Here is a 16876-nt window from a genome sequence, read left to right as displayed (position 1 = left end):
GCATGAAAGCAGCGGCAAAAACGCTAAAACCAAAACGCCAGGAAGAACAGGCCAACTTTGTCAGTTGGCGTTTTGCGTTGCTTTGCGGCTGCATTTTACTGGCGCTGGGTTTCCTGCTGGGACGCGTGGCGTGGCTACAAATCATCGCGCCTGACATGCTGGTACGTCAGGGTGATATGCGTTCTCTGCGCGTGCAGGAAGTTTCTACCTCTCGTGGGATGATCACCGATCGTTCCGGCCGTCCGCTGGCGGTGAGCGTGCCGGTGAAGGCGATCTGGGCCGATCCGAAAGAGTTACACGATGCAGGCGGGATCACCCTTGATAACCGCTGGAAGGCGCTGTCAGACGCGTTGAAAATGCCGCTGGATCAGCTGGCGTCGCGCGTTAACGCCAACCCGAAAGGGCGCTTTATCTATCTTGCCCGTCAGGTGAACCCTGACATGGCTGACTACATTAAGAAACTGAAGCTGCCGGGCATTCATCTGCGGGAAGAATCCCGCCGTTACTATCCTTCGGGCGAAGTCACCGCGCACCTGATTGGCTTTACCAACGTGGATAGCCAGGGGATTGAGGGCGTTGAAAAAAGCTTCGACAAGTGGCTTACCGGCCAGCCTGGCGAGCGAATCGTGCGTAAAGACCGCTATGGTCGCGTCATTGAAGACATTTCCTCGACAGACAGCCAGGCCGCGCACAACCTGGCCCTGAGTATTGATGAACGCTTGCAGGCGCTGGTCTATCGTGAGCTGAACAACGCCGTCGCGTTTAACAAGGCGGAATCGGGCAGCGCCGTGCTGGTGGATGTGGCGACAGGTGAAGTGCTGGCGATGGCCAGTAGCCCCTCATACAACCCGAATAATTTTGCCGGTACAGCAAAAGATGCAATGCGTAACCGCTCCATCACCGATGTGTTTGAACCCGGTTCGACCGTAAAACCTATGGTGGTGATGACGGCTCTACAGCGAGGCATCGTCAACGAAAATACCGTTCTGAATACGATTCCTTATCGAATTAACGGTCACGAAATCAAAGACGTGGCACGTTACAGCGAACTGACCCTCACCGGGGTCTTACAGAAGTCGAGTAACGTCGGTGTGTCAAAACTGGCGTTAGCGATGCCGTCCTCAGCGTTAGTAGATACTTACTCACGTTTTGGGCTGGGAAAGGCGACCAATTTGGGGTTGGTCGGAGAACGCAGTGGCTTATATCCTCAAAAACAACGGTGGTCTGACATAGAGAGGGCCACCTTCTCTTTCGGCTACGGGCTAATGGTAACTCCCTTACAGTTAGCGCGAGTCTACGCAACGATTGGCAGCTATGGCATTTATCGTCCGCTGTCGATCACCAAAGTTGATCCACCGGTTCCGGGGGAACGTGTTTTCCCGGAATCTATCGTTCGTACCGTCGTGCATATGATGGAAAGCGTCGCGTTACCTGGCGGTGGCGGCGTGAAGGCCGCAATTAAGGGCTATCGTATCGCCATTAAAACCGGTACAGCGAAAAAAGTGGGGCCGGACGGCCGCTATATCAACAAATACATTGCCTATACCGCAGGCGTAGCGCCTGCAAGCAATCCGCGTTTTGCGCTGGTGGTCGTCATCAACGATCCGCAGGCGGGTAAATACTACGGCGGCGCCGTCTCCGCGCCTGTGTTCGGGGCTATTATGGGCGGCGTGTTGCGCACCATGAACATTGAACCGGATGCGCTGGCGACGGGCGAAAAAAGTGAATTTGTAATTAATCAAGGCGAGGGAACAGGTGGCAGATCGTAATTTGCGCGACCTTCTTGCTCCGTGGGTGCCTATGCTACCTGCGCGAGCACTGCGAGAGATGGTACTGGACAGCCGCGTAGCGGCTTCTGGCGATCTTTTTGTGGCAGTAGTGGGTCATCAGGCGGACGGGCGTCGTTATATCCCGCAGGCGATTGCGCAAGGTGTTGCTGCCATTATTGCTGAGGCCAAAGATGAGGCAACAGACGGTGAGATCCGTGAAATGCACGGCGTGCCGGTCATCTATCTCAGCCAGCTGAATGAGCGTCTCTCCGCGCTGGCAGGACGTTTTTACAACGAACCTTCCGACCAGTTAAAGCTGGTTGGCGTGACAGGAACCAACGGAAAAACCACCACCACTCAGCTGATGGCGCAGTGGGCGCAGCTGCTGGGCGAAACCGGTGCCGTCATGGGCACGGTGGGGAACGGTCTTCTGGGCAAAGTAAGCCCGACGGAAAACACTACAGGCTCGGCGGTTGACGTGCAGCGTGTGCTGGCGGGCCTCGCTGAGCAGGGGGCGACCTTCGCTGCGATGGAAGTCTCTTCCCATGGTCTGGTACAACATCGCGTGGCGGCCCTGAAATTTGCTGCCTCTGTCTTTACTAACCTGAGCCGCGATCACCTTGATTATCATGGTGATATGGAGCACTACGAAGCGGCGAAATGGCTGCTTTATTCCACTCACCACCACGGGCAGGCGATCATTAACGCCGACGACGAAGTCGGTCGCCGCTGGCTGGAAAAACTGCCGGATGCGGTGGCGGTGTCGATGGAAGATCGCATTAATCCGAACTGCCGCGGCCGCTGGCTGAAGGCGGTCGAGGTGAACTACCACGATAGTGGGGCGACGATCCGCTTCGCTTCCACCTGGGGCGAAGGTGAAATTGAAAGCCGCCTGATGGGGGCCTTTAACGTCAGTAACCTGCTGCTGGCGCTGGCGACGTTGCTGGCGCTGGGCTACCCGATGGCGGATCTGCTGAAAACGTCTGAGCGTTTGCAACCGGTCTGTGGCCGCATGGAAGTGTTCAGCGCGCCGGGCAAGCCGACGGTGGTCGTGGATTACGCACACACGCCGGATGCGCTGGAAAAAGCGCTGGAAGCGGCGCGTCTGCACTGCGCAGGCAAGCTCTGGTGCGTGTTTGGCTGCGGTGGCGATCGCGACAAGGGCAAACGTCCGCTGATGGGCGCCATAGCTGAGCAGTTCGCGGATATTCCCGTGGTAACCGATGACAACCCGCGTACCGAAGAGCCGCGGGTCATTATCAATGACATTCTGGCGGGCATGCTGGATGCGGGTCGTGCGCGCGTGGTGGAAGGCCGTGCGGAGGCCGTGACCAACGCCATTATGCAGGCGCAGGAGAACGATGTGGTTCTGCTGGCCGGTAAAGGTCATGAAGATTATCAGATCGTCGGCAATCGTCGTCTGGATTACTCCGACCGCGTGACGGCAGCGCGTCTGCTGGGAGTGGTGGCATGATTAGCATTACGTTAAGCCAGGCCGCTGCGGTATTGCAGGGGATGCTGCATGGTCAGGATCTAACCATTGAGGCTGTGACCACCGACACCCGTAAGGTGACGGCGGGCTGCCTGTTTGTGGCGCTGAAGGGCGAGCGTTTTGACGCCCACGATTTTGCGCAACAGGCTAAAGATAACGGCGCGGGCGCGCTGCTGGTCAGCCGTAAGCTCGATATCGATTTGCCGCAGATTGTGGTGAAAGATACGCGCCTGGCGTTTGGCGAGCTGGCGGCATGGGTTCGCCAGCAGGTGCCAACACGCGTCGTGGCGCTGACGGGCTCGTCGGGTAAAACCTCCGTTAAAGAGATGACGGCGGCGATCCTTAGCCAGTGCGGTAACACGCTTTATACGGCGGGCAACCTTAATAATGACATCGGTGTACCGATGACGCTGCTGCGCCTGACCCACGAGCATGAATATGCGGTGATTGAGTTAGGGGCTAACCATCAGGGCGAAATCGCCTGGACCGTGAGCCTGACGCGTCCGGAAGCGGCGCTGGTGAATAACCTGGCGGCGGCACATCTTGAAGGTTTTGGTTCGCTGGCCGGTGTGGCGAAAGCGAAAGGTGAAATTTATACCGGACTGCCGGATGACGGCATCGCCATTATGAACGCCGATAACAACGACTGGCTGAACTGGCAGAGCATCATTGGTTCACGCAAAACCTGGCGCTTCTCACCGAATGCGGCAAACAGTAATTTTTCGGCGACCAACATTCATGTGACGTCACACGGCACCGAGTTCACCCTCACGACCCCAACGGGCGACATCGAGGTGCTGCTGCCCCTGCCCGGTCGTCATAACATCGCCAATGCGCTTGCTGCGGCAGCGCTCTCAATGGCGGTAGGTGCCTCACACGCGGCGATCAAAGCAGGTCTGGCAAATTTAAAAGCCGTGCCGGGGCGTCTTTTCCCGATCCAGCTGGCTGAAAACAAACTTCTGCTGGATGACTCCTACAACGCTAACGTCGGCTCCATGACGGCGGCCGTGCAGGTCTTGTCTGAGATGCCGGGCTATCGCGTGATGGTTGTGGGCGATATGGCCGAGCTGGGTGATGAAAGCGAAGCCTGCCATGTTCAGGTGGGTGAAGCGGCGAAAGCCGCCGGGCTTGACCGCGTATTGAGCGCAGGCACGCTGAGCAAGGCCATTTCCGATGCCAGTGAAGTTGGCGAACATTTTGCCGATAAATCTGCACTGATCGAACGCCTGAAGGCATTGATTACAGAAAAACAGATTGTGACTGTTTTAGTTAAAGGTTCACGTAGTGCCGCCATGGAAGAGGTTGTGCACGCATTACAGGAGAACGGGACATGTTAGTTTGGCTGGCCGAACATTTGGTCAAATATTACTCAGGCTTTAACGTCTTTTCCTATCTGACGTTTCGCGCCATCGTCAGCCTGCTGACTGCGCTGTTCATCTCGCTGTGGATGGGCCCGCGCATGATTGCCCGTCTGCAAAAACTCTCTTTCGGCCAGGTTGTACGCAACGATGGTCCGGAATCGCACTTCAGCAAGCGCGGTACGCCGACCATGGGCGGGATCATGATCCTAACCGCGATTGTGGTGTCCGTTCTGCTGTGGGCCTATCCGTCTAACCCCTATGTCTGGTGCGTGCTGACCGTGCTGGTTGGCTACGGGATCATCGGTTTTGTTGATGACTACCGCAAAGTCGTGCGCAAAGACACTAAAGGGTTGATCGCCCGTTGGAAGTATTTCTGGATGTCGGTGATTGCGCTGGGCGTGGCCTTCGCGCTTTACCTGGCAGGAAAAGACACCCCGGCCACCGAGCTGGTGGTGCCGTTCTTCAAAGACGTGATGCCGCAGCTGGGGCTGTTCTACATTCTGCTGGCTTACTTTGTGATCGTCGGCACCGGCAATGCCGTCAACCTGACCGATGGTCTGGACGGCCTGGCCATCATGCCAACCGTGTTTGTTGCGGGCGGTTTCGCGCTGGTGGCGTGGGCGACCGGTAACATGAACTTTGCAAACTACCTGCACATCCCGTACCTGCGACATGCGGGTGAGCTGGTGATCGTCTGTACGGCGATTGTCGGGGCGGGGCTGGGCTTCCTGTGGTTTAACACCTATCCGGCGCAGGTCTTTATGGGCGACGTCGGTTCACTGGCGCTGGGCGGTGCGCTGGGCATTATCGCCGTGCTGCTGCGTCAGGAGTTCCTGCTGGTAATCATGGGCGGTGTGTTTGTGGTTGAGACGCTGTCGGTGATTTTGCAGGTCGGTTCCTTCAAGCTGCGCGGTCAGCGCATCTTCCGTATGGCACCGATTCACCACCACTATGAACTGAAAGGCTGGCCGGAGCCGCGCGTCATTGTGCGCTTCTGGATTATTTCGCTGATGCTGGTGCTGATTGGCCTGGCAACGCTGAAGGTACGTTAATCATGGCAGATTACCAGGGCAAAAAAGTCGTTATCATCGGGTTAGGCCTCACCGGCCTCTCCTGCGTGGACTTTTTCCTTGCACGTGGCGTGACGCCGCGCGTGATGGATACGCGCGTCTCTCCGCCGGGTCTGGACAAGCTGCCGGAGCAGGTAGAACGCCACCTGGGTGGTCTGAATGATGAGTGGCTGCTGGCCGCCGATCTGATTGTTGCCAGTCCCGGTATGGCACTGGCGCATCCTTCCCTGAGCGCCGCCGCGGATGCAGGCGTTGAGATTGTCGGCGATATCGAACTGTTCTGCCGGGAGGCGCAGGCCCCGATCGTCGCCATTACCGGTTCAAACGGTAAAAGCACCGTCACCACGCTGGTGGGGGAAATGGCGAAGGCGGCGGGCAAAAATGTCGGCGTGGGCGGTAACATTGGTCTGCCCGCTCTGATGCTGCTTGATAAAGGGTGTGAGCTGTTCGTCCTTGAGCTTTCCAGCTTCCAGCTGGAAACCACTTCAAGCCTGCATGCGGCGGCGGCGACGATCCTAAACGTCACCGAAGATCATATGGACAGATACCCGTTCGGCTTGCAGCAGTACCGTGCGGCCAAACTGCGCGTTTATGAAAATGCCAAAGTTTGCGTAGTGAATGCCGATGATGCACTCACCATGCCGGTGCGCGGCGCAGACGAACGCTGCATTAGCTTCGGTATTAACATGGGTGACTATCACCTTAATCGTCAGCAGGGCGAAACCTGGCTACGCGTGAAAGGTGAGAAAGTGCTGAACGTGAAAGAGATGATGCTCTCCGGCCAGCATAACTACACCAATGCTCTGGCGGCGCTGGCGCTGGCGGATGCCGTTGGCCTGCCGCGATCTTCAAGCCTGAAGGCGCTCACCACCTTTACCGGCCTGGCGCACCGCTTCCAGCTGGCGCTGGAGCACAACGGCGTACGCTGGATTAATGATTCCAAAGCGACCAACGTGGGTAGCACCGAGGCGGCACTGAACGGTTTGCACGTTGATGGCACGCTATACCTGCTGCTGGGCGGCGACGGTAAATCGGCTGACTTCTCCTCGCTGAAGCAGTACCTCAACGGTGATAACGTGCGCCTGTATTGCTTTGGCCGCGATGGCAGCGAGCTGGCAGCGTTGCGTCCTGAAGTCGCCGAGCAAACCGAGACCATGGAGCAGGCGATGCGCCTCATCGCCCCACGCGTGAAGCCCGGCGATATGGTACTGCTCTCACCAGCCTGTGCCAGCCTCGATCAATTCAAGAGTTTCGAACAGCGGGGTGATGTCTTTACCCGCCTGGCGAAGGAGTTAGGCTGATGCGTTTATCTCTCCCTCGCCTGAAAATGCCGCGCCTGCCAGGATTTGGTATCCTGGTATGGCTGTTTACGGCGCTGAAAGGCTGGGTGATGGCTTCCCGGGATAAAGATTCCGACAGCCTGATCATGTACGACCGCACGCTGTTCTGGCTCACGCTGGGGCTGGCAGCGATCGGCTTTATTATGGTCACCTCGGCGTCAATGCCTGTCGGACAGCGTCTGGCAAATGACCCGTTCCTGTTTGCCAAGCGTGACGGGCTGTACATCATTCTCGCGTTCTGCCTGGCGCTGATCACCTTACGCCTGCCGATGTCGTTCTGGCAGCGGCACAGTACGGCCATGCTCATCGCCTCAATCATCATGCTGTTGATCGTGCTGGTTGTCGGGAGCTCCGTTAACGGGGCATCACGCTGGATTGCCTTTGGCCCACTGCGTATTCAGCCTGCGGAGTTCACCAAACTGTCGTTGTTCTGCTACCTGGCTAACTACCTGGTGCGTAAAGTTGACGAAGTTCGTAACAACCTTCGTGGCTTCTTAAAACCGATGGGCGTGATTCTGGTCCTCGCGATCCTGCTGCTGGCGCAGCCCGACCTCGGTACGGTAGTCGTACTGTTTGTCACTACGCTGGCGATGCTGTTCCTGGCGGGCGCAAAACTGTGGCAGTTCATTGCCATCATCGGGATGGGGATTTCGGCGGTGGTGCTGCTGATCCTCGCCGAACCCTACCGTATCCGCCGTGTGACCTCGTTCTGGAACCCATGGGAAGATCCGTTCGGCAGCGGTTACCAGCTGACGCAGTCGCTGATGGCGTTTGGCCGCGGCGAAGTCTGGGGTCAAGGCTTGGGCAACTCGGTACAAAAACTGGAGTATTTACCGGAGGCGCACACCGACTTCATCTTCTCCATTATTGGGGAAGAACTGGGTTATATCGGTGTGGTATTGGCGCTATTAATGGTATTCTTCGTCGCTTTCCGCGCCATGTCGATTGGCCGGAAAGCGCTGGAGATCGATCACCGCTTCTCCGGTTTCCTGGCCTGCTCAATTGGTATCTGGTTTAGCTTCCAGGCGCTGGTAAACGTTGGGGCGGCAGCGGGTATGCTGCCGACCAAAGGTCTGACGTTGCCGTTGATCAGTTATGGTGGTTCGAGTCTGTTGATCATGTCGACGGCCATTATGTTTTTGTTACGCATAGATTATGAAACGCGTCTGGAGAAAGCTCAGGCGTTTACACGAGGTTCACGATGAATCAACCGAAGCGGTTAATGGTGATGGCAGGCGGGACCGGCGGACACGTGTTCCCGGGACTGGCGGTTGCGCACCATTTAATGGAACAGGGCTGGCAGGTACGCTGGCTGGGAACCGCAGACCGCATGGAAGCCGACCTGGTACCTAAACACGGTATCGAGATCGACTTTATTCGTATTTCTGGCCTTCGTGGCAAAGGGATCAAGGCGCAGCTGCTGGCGCCGGTGCGCATTTTCAATGCCTGGCGTCAGGCGCGCGCCATTATGAAGCGTTTTAAGCCTGACGTCGTTCTGGGCATGGGCGGTTACGTTTCCGGTCCGGGCGGACTGGCGGCGTGGTCACTGGGCATCCCCGTTGTTCTGCATGAGCAGAACGGTATTGCCGGGTTGACCAACAAATGGCTGGCAAAAATCGCCACCAAAGTTATGCAGGCCTTCCCCGGGGCATTCTCGAAAGCGGATGTCGTAGGGAATCCGGTACGTGTGGACGTGCTGGCGCTGCCGCTGCCAGATACGCGTCTGGCGGGTCGCGAAGGGCCGGTGCGCGTGCTGGTCGTCGGCGGTTCCCAGGGCGCACGTATTTTAAACCAGACGATGCCGCAGGTTGCGGCAAAACTGGGTGATGCGGTGACCATCTGGCACCAGAGCGGGAAGGGCGCTCAGCAGACCGTTGAGCAGGCCTACGCGCAGGAAGGTCAGCCGCAGCATAAAGTGACTGAATTTATTGATGATATGGCCGCAGCCTATGCCTGGGCCGATGTTGTGGTCTGTCGCTCGGGCGCGCTGACGGTGAGCGAAATCGCCGCCGCCGGTTTGCCGGCGCTGTTTGTGCCGTTCCAGCACAAAGACCGACAGCAGTACTGGAATGCGCTGCCGCTTGAGAAAGCGGGCGCAGCGAAGATTTTTGAGCAGCCACAATTTACCGCTGACGCGGTCGCCACTACCCTGGCGGGCTGGAACCGGGATGTATTACTGGAGATGGCGCAACGCGCACGCGCGACCGCTATCCCGGATGCAACGGAACGGGTGGCAAAAGAAGTGAGCCTGGCAGCCCAGGCATAATTCTCGCAGTGCGTGTTGCGCTGCACGATTTTTTTGAAGTAGTCGATGGCGTTTAGAGAATGAATACACAACAACTGGCAAAACTGCGTTCTATCGTGCCCGAGATGCGTCGCGTCCGGCACATTCACTTTGTCGGCATCGGTGGTGCTGGCATGGGCGGTATTGCCGAAGTGTTAGCTAACGAAGGCTATCAGATCAGCGGGTCTGACCTGGCGCCAAACCCTGTTACGCAGCAGCTGGCGTCGCTGGGGGCGACTATCTATTTCAATCATCGCCCGGAAAACGTGAGCGATGCGAGCGTGGTTGTGGTGTCCAGCGCTATCTCCGCGGATAACCCGGAAATCGTTGCGGCGCATGAGGCGCGCATCCCGGTGATCCGTCGCGCGGAAATGCTGGCGGAACTGATGCGTTTCCGTCACGGCATTGCGGTGGCCGGTACGCACGGTAAAACCACCACAACAGCGATGGTCTCCAGCATTTATGCGGAAGCGGGTCTCGACCCGACGTTCGTTAACGGTGGTCTGGTGAAAGCCGCTGGCGTGCATGCGCGTCTGGGCCACAGCCGTTATCTGATTGCGGAAGCGGATGAGAGCGATGCGTCGTTCCTGCATCTACAGCCGATGGTGGCGATCGTCACCAACATCGAAGCTGACCATATGGACACTTACCAGGGCGACTTCGAGAACTTAAAGCAGACCTTTATTAACTTCCTGCACAACCTGCCGTTCTATGGCCGTGCGGTGATGTGCGTGGACGATCCGGTTATTCGCGAGCTGCTGCCGCGCGTCGGGCGTCAAATTACGACCTACGGCTTCAGCGAAGACGCGGATGTACGCGTAGAAGATTACAAGCAGATCGGTGCGCAGGGGCATTTCACCCTCGCGCGTCAGGATAAAGACCTGCTGCATGTCACCCTGAACGCTCCGGGACGTCACAACGCCCTGAATGCGGCAGCGGCGGTGGCTGTTGCGACAGAAGAAGGCATTGACGATGAAGCGATCCTGCGCGCACTGGAGAGCTTCCAGGGGACGGGCCGTCGCTTCGACTTCCTCGGTGAATTCCCGCTGGAGCCGGTAAACGGTAAGCCAGGTTCTGCGATGCTGGTAGACGACTACGGTCACCATCCGACGGAAGTGGACGCAACCATCAAAGCGGCACGCGCGGGTTGGCCGGAAAAGAATCTGGTCATGATCTTCCAGCCGCACCGTTACACGCGTACTCGCGATCTGTATGACGATTTTGCCAACGTCCTTTCGCAGGTCGATACCCTGCTGATGCTGGATGTTTATGCAGCGGGTGAAACTCCGATTCCGGGTGCGGACAGTCGTTCTTTATGTCGTACCATCCGTGGACGCGGTAAAGTGGATCCTATTCTGGTTCCCGACCCGGCGCAGGTGGCTGAAATGCTTGCCCCGGTCCTGACGGGTAACGATCTGATCCTGATTCAGGGCGCGGGAAATATCGGCAAAATCGCCCGTACCTTAGCTGAAATCAAACTGAAGCCGCAAACTCAGGAGGACGAGCGTCATGGCTGATAAGATTGCTGTCCTGTTTGGCGGCACTTCCGCCGAACGCGAGGTTTCTCTGAATTCGGGCGCTGCCGTGCTGGCGGGCCTGCGTGAAGGTGGTGTGGACGCGCATCCGGTTGATCCGAAAGAGGTGGACGTCACGCAGCTGAAAGCGATGGGCTTCGATAAAGCCTTTATCGCGTTGCACGGTCGCGGCGGTGAAGACGGCACGTTGCAGGGGCTGCTGGAGCTGATCGGCATGCCGTACACCGGCAGCGGCGTGATGGCATCCGCCATCTCCATGGATAAACTGCGCAGCAAACTGCTGTGGCAGGGGGCGGACCTGCCCGTTGCGCCATGGGTTGCACTGACGCGTCGTGAATATGAATTGGGTCTGTCGGACAGCGTTAATACACGCATTGCGGCACTGGGCTTACCGGTTATTGTGAAGCCGAGCCGTGAAGGGTCGAGCGTGGGAATGTCCAAAGTCGATAAAGCTGTAGATTTGGCTGACGCTTTAGCACTGGCATTTCAACATGATGAAGAAGTTCTGATTGAAAAATGGCTTAGCGGGCCGGAATTTACCGTCGCGATGCTTGGCGAAGAAATTTTACCGTCAATTCGCATCCAACCCGCCGGAGTCTTCTATGATTATGAGGCGAAGTATCTCTCTGATGAGACGCAATATTTCTGCCCAGCGGGTCTTGAAGCAGAGCGTGAGGCCGAATTACAGTCTCTGGTGCTTAAAGCCTGGAATGTGCTGGGATGTCGTGGCTGGGGACGCATTGACGTGATGCTTGACGGTGACGGGCAATTTTATCTGCTGGAAGCAAACACGTCTCCGGGTATGACCAGCCATAGCCTTGTGCCGATGGCGGCGCGTCAGGCGGGAATGAGCTTCTCGCAGTTAGTCGTACGTATTCTGGACCAGGCGGGCTGATATGTCTCAGGCTGCATTGAACACGCGCAACCGCGATGACGAAGAAGAATATTCCTCTTCGCGCCGGAGTAATGGAACGCGTCTTGCAGGGATCATCTTCCTGCTCGGGGTGCTGTGCACCGTGTTTATCAGCGGCTGGATGGTGCTGGGCTGGATGGAAGACGCGCAGCGGTTGCCGCTGTCGAAGCTGGTGGTGACCGGGGAGCGACACTACACGCGTAACGATGACATTCGCCAGTCGATTCTGGCGCTTGGGTCGCCTGGCACCTTTATGACGCAGGACGTCAACATTATCCAGAGTCAGATTGAACGTCTGCCGTGGATAAAACAGGCGAGTGTCAGAAAACAATGGCCAGATGAATTGAAGATTCATCTGGTTGAATATGTGCCGATTGCGCGTTGGAATGATCAGCATATGGTTGACGTAGACGGAAATTCGTTCAGCGTCCCGAGCGATCGTGTCAACAAGCAGAATTTACCGATGTTGTATGGCCCGGAAGGCAGCGAAAACGAAGTATTGCAGGGTTTTCGTGAGATGGGGCAGGTGCTGGCTAAGGATCGCTTTACGTTAAAAGATGCTGCGATGACGGCGCGCCGTTCCTGGCAGTTGACCCTAACGAATGGCATTAAGCTCAATCTTGGCCGCGGCGACACAATGAAACGTCTGGCGCGTTTTGTAGAACTTTACCCGGTTTTACAGCAGCAGGCGCAGACGGATGGCAAACGGATAAGCTACGTTGATTTGCGCTATGACTCAGGCGCAGCAGTCGGTTGGGAGCCGGCTCCGGTCGAGGAACCTAATCAGCAACAAAATCAGGCACAGGTACAGGCAGAACAACAATGATCAAGTCGACGGACAGAAAATTGGTAGTAGGACTGGAGATTGGCACCGCGAAGGTTGCCGCTTTGGTAGGGGAAGTTCTGCCCGACGGTATGGTCAATATCATTGGCGTGGGCAGCTGCCCCTCCCGTGGTATGGATAAAGGTGGGGTAAACGACCTTGAGTCGGTGGTGAAATGCGTTCAGCGCGCCATCGACCAGGCTGAATTGATGGCAGATTGCCAGATTTCCTCTGTCTATCTGGCCCTGTCTGGTAAGCACATCAGCTGCCAGAATGAAATCGGTATGGTGCCGATTTCTGAAGAAGAGGTGACGCAGGAAGACGTTGAGAACGTTGTCCACACGGCGAAATCCGTGCGTGTTCGCGACGAGCACCGTGTGCTGCATGTGATCCCGCAGGAATACGCGATCGACTACCAGGAAGGCATCAAGAATCCGGTCGGTCTCTCGGGCGTGCGTATGCAGGCAAAAGTGCACCTGATCACATGTCACAACGATATGGCGAAGAACATTGTAAAAGCCGTTGAACGTTGTGGCCTGAAAGTTGACCAACTCATTTTCGCCGGTCTTGCCGCGAGCTATTCCGTGCTGACCGAAGACGAACGTGAACTGGGCGTCTGTGTGGTCGATATTGGTGGTGGTACAATGGACATGGCCGTCTATACCGGCGGTGCGTTACGCCACACCAAAGTGATCCCGTACGCCGGGAATGTGGTGACCAGCGATATCGCTTACGCCTTTGGTACGCCACCGAGCGATGCAGAGGCGATTAAAGTGCGCCATGGTTGCGCGCTGGGCTCTATCGTCGGCAAAGACGAGAGCGTTGAAGTGCCGAGCGTAGGCGGGCGACCGCCGCGCAGCCTGCAACGCCAGACGCTGGCAGAGGTGATTGAGCCGCGTTATACCGAGCTGCTCAACCTGGTCAACGAAGAGATTTTGCAGTTACAGGAACAGCTTCGCCAGCAGGGTGTGAAACATCATCTCGCGGCGGGGATTGTATTAACCGGCGGGGCAGCGCAAATTGAAGGTCTTGCGGCCTGCGCTCAGCGCGTGTTCCATACGCAGGTGCGTATTGGTGCGCCGCTGAATATTACCGGTTTAACGGATTACGCTCAGGAGCCGTATTACTCAACGGCCGTGGGCCTGCTGCACTACGGGAAAGAATCCCATTTGAGTGGTGAAGCAGAAGTGGAAAAACGCGTCTCGGTGGGGTCTTGGGTCAAACGACTTAACACCTGGTTGCGAAAAGAGTTTTAATTTTTTTAAGAGACCGGAGAGAATTAGCGGTCTCGGGCGACAGGCACAACGGAGAGAGAGATTATGTTTGAACCTATGGAATTAACCAACGACGCGGTGATTAAAGTCATCGGCGTCGGTGGCGGCGGCGGTAACGCCGTAGAGCACATGGTGCGCGAGCGCATCGAAGGTGTTGAATTCTTCGCGGTGAACACCGATGCGCAGGCGCTGCGTAAAACGGCTGTTGGCCAGACGATTCAGATCGGTGGTGGCATCACCAAAGGTCTGGGAGCAGGGGCTAACCCGGAAGTGGGCCGCAACGCGGCAGAAGAAGATCGTGAAGCGCTGCGCGCTGCACTGGACGGTGCAGACATGGTCTTCATCGCAGCGGGTATGGGCGGCGGTACAGGTACCGGTGCAGCACCCGTTGTTGCGGAAGTCGCTAAAGATTTAGGTATTCTGACCGTTGCTGTCGTGACCAAGCCTTTCAACTTTGAAGGTAAAAAGCGTATGGCTTTCGCGGAGCAGGGTATCACCGAGCTGTCCAAGCACGTGGACTCTCTGATTACCATCCCGAACGACAAGCTGCTGAAAGTGCTGGGTCGCGGTATCTCTCTGCTGGACGCCTTTGGCGCGGCAAACGACGTGCTGAAAGGCGCGGTTCAGGGTATTGCTGAACTGATTACCCGTCCAGGTCTGATGAACGTTGACTTTGCAGACGTTCGCACCGTGATGTCCGAGATGGGCTACGCGATGATGGGCTCTGGCGTGGCGAGCGGCGAAGACCGTGCGGAAGAAGCCGCTGAAATGGCGATCTCTTCTCCACTGCTGGAAGATATCGATCTGTCTGGCGCGCGCGGCGTGCTGGTCAACATTACCGCTGGCTTTGACCTGCGTCTGGATGAGTTCGAAACCGTGGGTAACACCATCCGTGCGTTCGCCTCTGACAACGCGACCGTTGTTATCGGTACGTCCCTTGATCCGGAAATGAACGACGAACTGCGTGTGACCGTTGTGGCCACCGGTATCGGTATGGACAAGCGTCCTGAGATCACCCTGGTGACCAACAAACAGACTCAGCAGCCGGTTATGGATCGTTACCAGCAGCACGGTATGGCGCCTCTGACTCAGGAGCAAAAACCGGCGGCGAAAGTGGTGAACGACCCGACTCCACAAACGGCAAAAGAGCCAGATTATCTGGATATCCCGGCGTTCCTGCGTAAGCAAGCTGACTAAGAATTGGCTGGAATTTGGGGATTTGCGCTCTTTGTGCTAAACTGGCCCACCGTTAGTGATATACACTCTCGGTTGGATAGTTAATTTGGCGAGATTATACGATGATCAAACAAAGGACACTTAAACGTATCGTTCAGGCGACGGGTGTCGGTTTACATACCGGCAAGAAAGTCACACTGACGTTACGCCCTGCGCCGGCCAATACCGGGGTCATCTATCGTCGCACCGACTTGAATCCACCGGTAGATTTTCCGGCCGATGCCAAATCTGTGCGTGATACTATGCTCTGTACTTGTCTGGTGAACGAGCATGACGTGCGGATTTCTACCGTAGAGCACCTGAACGCCGCCCTGGCGGGTCTGGGTATCGACAACATTATGGTTGAAGTCGATGCGCCAGAAATCCCGATCATGGACGGGAGTGCTGCTCCGTTCGTTTATTTGTTGCTGGATGCCGGCATCGAAGAACTGAACTGCGCGAAGAAATTTGTTCGCATTAAAGAGACCGTTCGCGTCGAAGATGGCGACAAATGGGCTGAATTCAAACCGTACAATGGTTTCTCGTTGGATTTCACCATCGATTTTAACCATCCGGCGATTGACTCCAGCACCCAGCGCTATGCGATGAACTTCTCTGCGGATGCGTTCATGCGTCAGATCAGCCGAGCACGTACCTTCGGCTTTATGCGTGATATCGAATATCTGCAATCCCGCGGCCTGTGCCTGGGCGGCAGCTTCGATTGTGCCATCGTTGTTGACGATTATCGCGTACTGAACGAAGACGGCCTGCGTTTTGAAGATGAATTTGTTCGTCACAAAATGCTGGACGCGATCGGCGACCTCTTCATGTGTGGTCACAACATCATTGGTGCATTTACCGCGTTTAAATCCGGTCATGCACTGAACAACAAACTGTTGCAGGCCGTCCTGGCAAAACAGGAAGCCTGGGAATATGTGACCTTCGAAGACGAAGCTGAACTGCCGCTGGCGTTCAAAGCCCCGACTATGGTCCTGGCGTAACGGTTAAAGCCGTTTCGTAAGAAAAGCGACTGGTTCACCTGGTACTCTCTCCGACCAGGGAAGCCAGTCGTTTTTATTTCTGCCCTTCTTTAATTTGTCCCCCTCACCCCTGGCCTGTGTCGGGTGCCGAATAACGGTGTGTTCGCTGCATTATTGACCGTTTTTACCTGCTGCAAGGTGTCATTCCTGCTGCCGTGTATTGGCTTTAGTGGTAATATCTGGGCGCTAAAAAAGAATAACTGAACTCAGCCTGCACTGGCGGGCGAACGTGGTGGAGCAAGTGAGCGGAATACTGACGCGCTGGCGACAATTTGGCAGACGTTACTTCTGGCCGCATCTCTTATTGGGGATGGTCGCGGCGAGTTTCGGCTTGCCTGTGCTCAGCAACAGCGCAGACGCGGCCACGCCAGCACGTTCCACGACGACCAAACACGATCTCACCACACGGGTTAACTTCACTAATCTCGCATGGCTTGAAGCCAGCCGCCGTCCCAATTTCTCCGTTGATTACTGGCAGCAGCACGCGATTCGCACGGTCATCCGCCATCTGTCGTTCGCGATGGCGCCGCAGACGATGCCTGTTGCGGAAGAAACGCTGCCGGTTCAGGCTCAGCATCTTGCCCTGCTCGATACGCTTAATGCGCTGCTGACGCAGGACAACCAGCCGCCAGTGACCGTAAATCAGACGGCGCAAACGGATTTTGTTTCCCCTGCATCCTTCTCTGTTTCGACATGGATTAGCCAGGTTCACGGCATCCGTGCCGGGCCTCAACGCCTCAGCTAAATTAACCTTTTTCAA

Annotated in this window: 14 protein-coding genes; all 14 read left to right on the top strand. The window is 56.5% G+C overall.

The features are described 5' to 3' along the window. The first annotated feature begins 2 nt into the window (after positions 1 to 2). The 14 genes from ftsI to secM all read left to right on the top strand — a co-directional run bounded on the left by ftsI (position 3) and on the right by secM (position 16861). On the top strand, positions 3 to 1769 hold the full coding sequence (gene ftsI / locus SK58_RS20270; protein WP_003856361.1) for a peptidoglycan glycosyltransferase FtsI: 1767 nt from the start codon (positions 3 to 5) through the stop codon (positions 1767 to 1769). Then, positions 1756 to 3243, top strand: coding sequence for a UDP-N-acetylmuramoyl-L-alanyl-D-glutamate--2,6-diaminopimelate ligase (gene murE / locus SK58_RS20265; RefSeq protein ID WP_040117211.1), 1488 nt, complete (start codon positions 1756 to 1758; stop codon positions 3241 to 3243). Before ftsI ends, murE begins: the two co-directional genes overlap by 14 nt. After that, positions 3240 to 4598, top strand: coding sequence for a UDP-N-acetylmuramoyl-tripeptide--D-alanyl-D-alanine ligase (gene murF / locus SK58_RS20260; RefSeq protein ID WP_032647243.1), 1359 nt, complete (start codon positions 3240 to 3242; stop codon positions 4596 to 4598). Before murE ends, murF begins: the two co-directional genes overlap by 4 nt. Continuing rightward, positions 4592 to 5674 carry a phospho-N-acetylmuramoyl-pentapeptide-transferase gene (mraY, locus tag SK58_RS20255; protein WP_003856353.1) on the top strand — a complete coding sequence of 361 codons (1083 nt, stop codon included), beginning with the start codon at positions 4592 to 4594 and terminating at the stop codon, positions 5672 to 5674. The genes murF and mraY overlap by 7 nt, the downstream gene beginning before the upstream one ends. Positions 5675 to 5676: 2 nt before the next feature. Further along, positions 5677 to 6993, top strand: coding sequence for a UDP-N-acetylmuramoyl-L-alanine--D-glutamate ligase (murD, locus tag SK58_RS20250; protein WP_032647246.1), 1317 nt, complete (start codon positions 5677 to 5679; stop codon positions 6991 to 6993). Continuing rightward, entirely contained in the window at positions 6993 to 8237 is a 1245-nt protein-coding gene (gene ftsW, locus SK58_RS20245; protein WP_003856348.1) for a cell division protein FtsW, read from the top strand. The genes murD and ftsW overlap by 1 nt, the downstream gene beginning before the upstream one ends. Beyond that, complete coding sequence (gene murG / locus SK58_RS20240; RefSeq protein ID WP_032647248.1) at positions 8234 to 9298, top strand: undecaprenyldiphospho-muramoylpentapeptide beta-N-acetylglucosaminyltransferase; 1065 nt, start codon at positions 8234 to 8236, stop codon at positions 9296 to 9298. Before ftsW ends, murG begins: the two co-directional genes overlap by 4 nt. Positions 9299 to 9357: 59 nt before the next feature. Then, positions 9358 to 10833, top strand: a complete 1476-nt coding sequence (gene murC, locus SK58_RS20235) for a UDP-N-acetylmuramate--L-alanine ligase (protein WP_003856345.1) — start codon at positions 9358 to 9360, stop codon at positions 10831 to 10833. Further along, positions 10826 to 11746 (top strand): D-alanine--D-alanine ligase, encoded by a 921-nt coding sequence (locus SK58_RS20230; protein ID WP_017694515.1) that lies wholly within the window; start codon positions 10826 to 10828, stop codon positions 11744 to 11746. Before murC ends, SK58_RS20230 begins: the two co-directional genes overlap by 8 nt. A gap of 1 nt (position 11747) precedes the next feature. After that, positions 11748 to 12590: a cell division protein FtsQ gene (gene ftsQ, locus SK58_RS20225; RefSeq protein WP_003856342.1), complete on the top strand. Its 843-nt coding sequence runs from the start codon at positions 11748 to 11750 to the stop codon at positions 12588 to 12590. Beyond that, complete coding sequence (ftsA, locus tag SK58_RS20220; protein ID WP_003856340.1) at positions 12587 to 13843, top strand: cell division protein FtsA; 1257 nt, start codon at positions 12587 to 12589, stop codon at positions 13841 to 13843. The genes ftsQ and ftsA overlap by 4 nt, the downstream gene beginning before the upstream one ends. Positions 13844 to 13906: 63 nt before the next feature. Further along, entirely contained in the window at positions 13907 to 15058 is a 1152-nt protein-coding gene (gene ftsZ / locus SK58_RS20215; RefSeq protein ID WP_003856338.1) for a cell division protein FtsZ, read from the top strand. 101 nt (positions 15059 to 15159) lie between these two features. Continuing rightward, positions 15160 to 16077, top strand: coding sequence for a UDP-3-O-acyl-N-acetylglucosamine deacetylase (lpxC, locus tag SK58_RS20210; RefSeq protein ID WP_003856337.1), 918 nt, complete (start codon positions 15160 to 15162; stop codon positions 16075 to 16077). A gap of 280 nt (positions 16078 to 16357) precedes the next feature. Next, positions 16358 to 16861, top strand: a complete 504-nt coding sequence (gene secM / locus SK58_RS20205) for a secA translation cis-regulator SecM (protein WP_032103219.1) — start codon at positions 16358 to 16360, stop codon at positions 16859 to 16861. The last annotated feature ends 15 nt before the right edge of the window (positions 16862 to 16876 follow it).

Source organism: Enterobacter sp. BIDMC93, from assembly GCF_001037805.1.
Lineage (GTDB): Bacteria > Pseudomonadota > Gammaproteobacteria > Enterobacterales > Enterobacteriaceae > Enterobacter > Enterobacter hormaechei_C.
The sequence above is the reverse complement of the archived record's forward strand: the minus strand, read 5'-3'. Positions and strand labels throughout refer to the sequence as shown.

Coding starts and splice junctions, on each gene's coding strand:
- ftsQ (WP_003856342.1), top strand. CDS start 11,748: ATGTCTCAGGCTGCATTGAACACGCGCAACCGCGATGACGAAGAAGAA.
- murF (WP_032647243.1), top strand. CDS start 3,240: ATGATTAGCATTACGTTAAGCCAGGCCGCTGCGGTATTGCAGGGGATG.
- mraY (WP_003856353.1), top strand. CDS start 4,592: ATGTTAGTTTGGCTGGCCGAACATTTGGTCAAATATTACTCAGGCTTT.
- murC (WP_003856345.1), top strand. CDS start 9,358: ATGAATACACAACAACTGGCAAAACTGCGTTCTATCGTGCCCGAGATG.
- murG (WP_032647248.1), top strand. CDS start 8,234: ATGAATCAACCGAAGCGGTTAATGGTGATGGCAGGCGGGACCGGCGGA.
- ftsW (WP_003856348.1), top strand. CDS start 6,993: ATGCGTTTATCTCTCCCTCGCCTGAAAATGCCGCGCCTGCCAGGATTT.
- SK58_RS20230 (WP_017694515.1), top strand. CDS start 10,826: ATGGCTGATAAGATTGCTGTCCTGTTTGGCGGCACTTCCGCCGAACGC.
- ftsA (WP_003856340.1), top strand. CDS start 12,587: ATGATCAAGTCGACGGACAGAAAATTGGTAGTAGGACTGGAGATTGGC.
- ftsZ (WP_003856338.1), top strand. CDS start 13,907: ATGTTTGAACCTATGGAATTAACCAACGACGCGGTGATTAAAGTCATC.
- ftsI (WP_003856361.1), top strand. CDS start 3: ATGAAAGCAGCGGCAAAAACGCTAAAACCAAAACGCCAGGAAGAACAG.
- murD (WP_032647246.1), top strand. CDS start 5,677: ATGGCAGATTACCAGGGCAAAAAAGTCGTTATCATCGGGTTAGGCCTC.
- lpxC (WP_003856337.1), top strand. CDS start 15,160: ATGATCAAACAAAGGACACTTAAACGTATCGTTCAGGCGACGGGTGTC.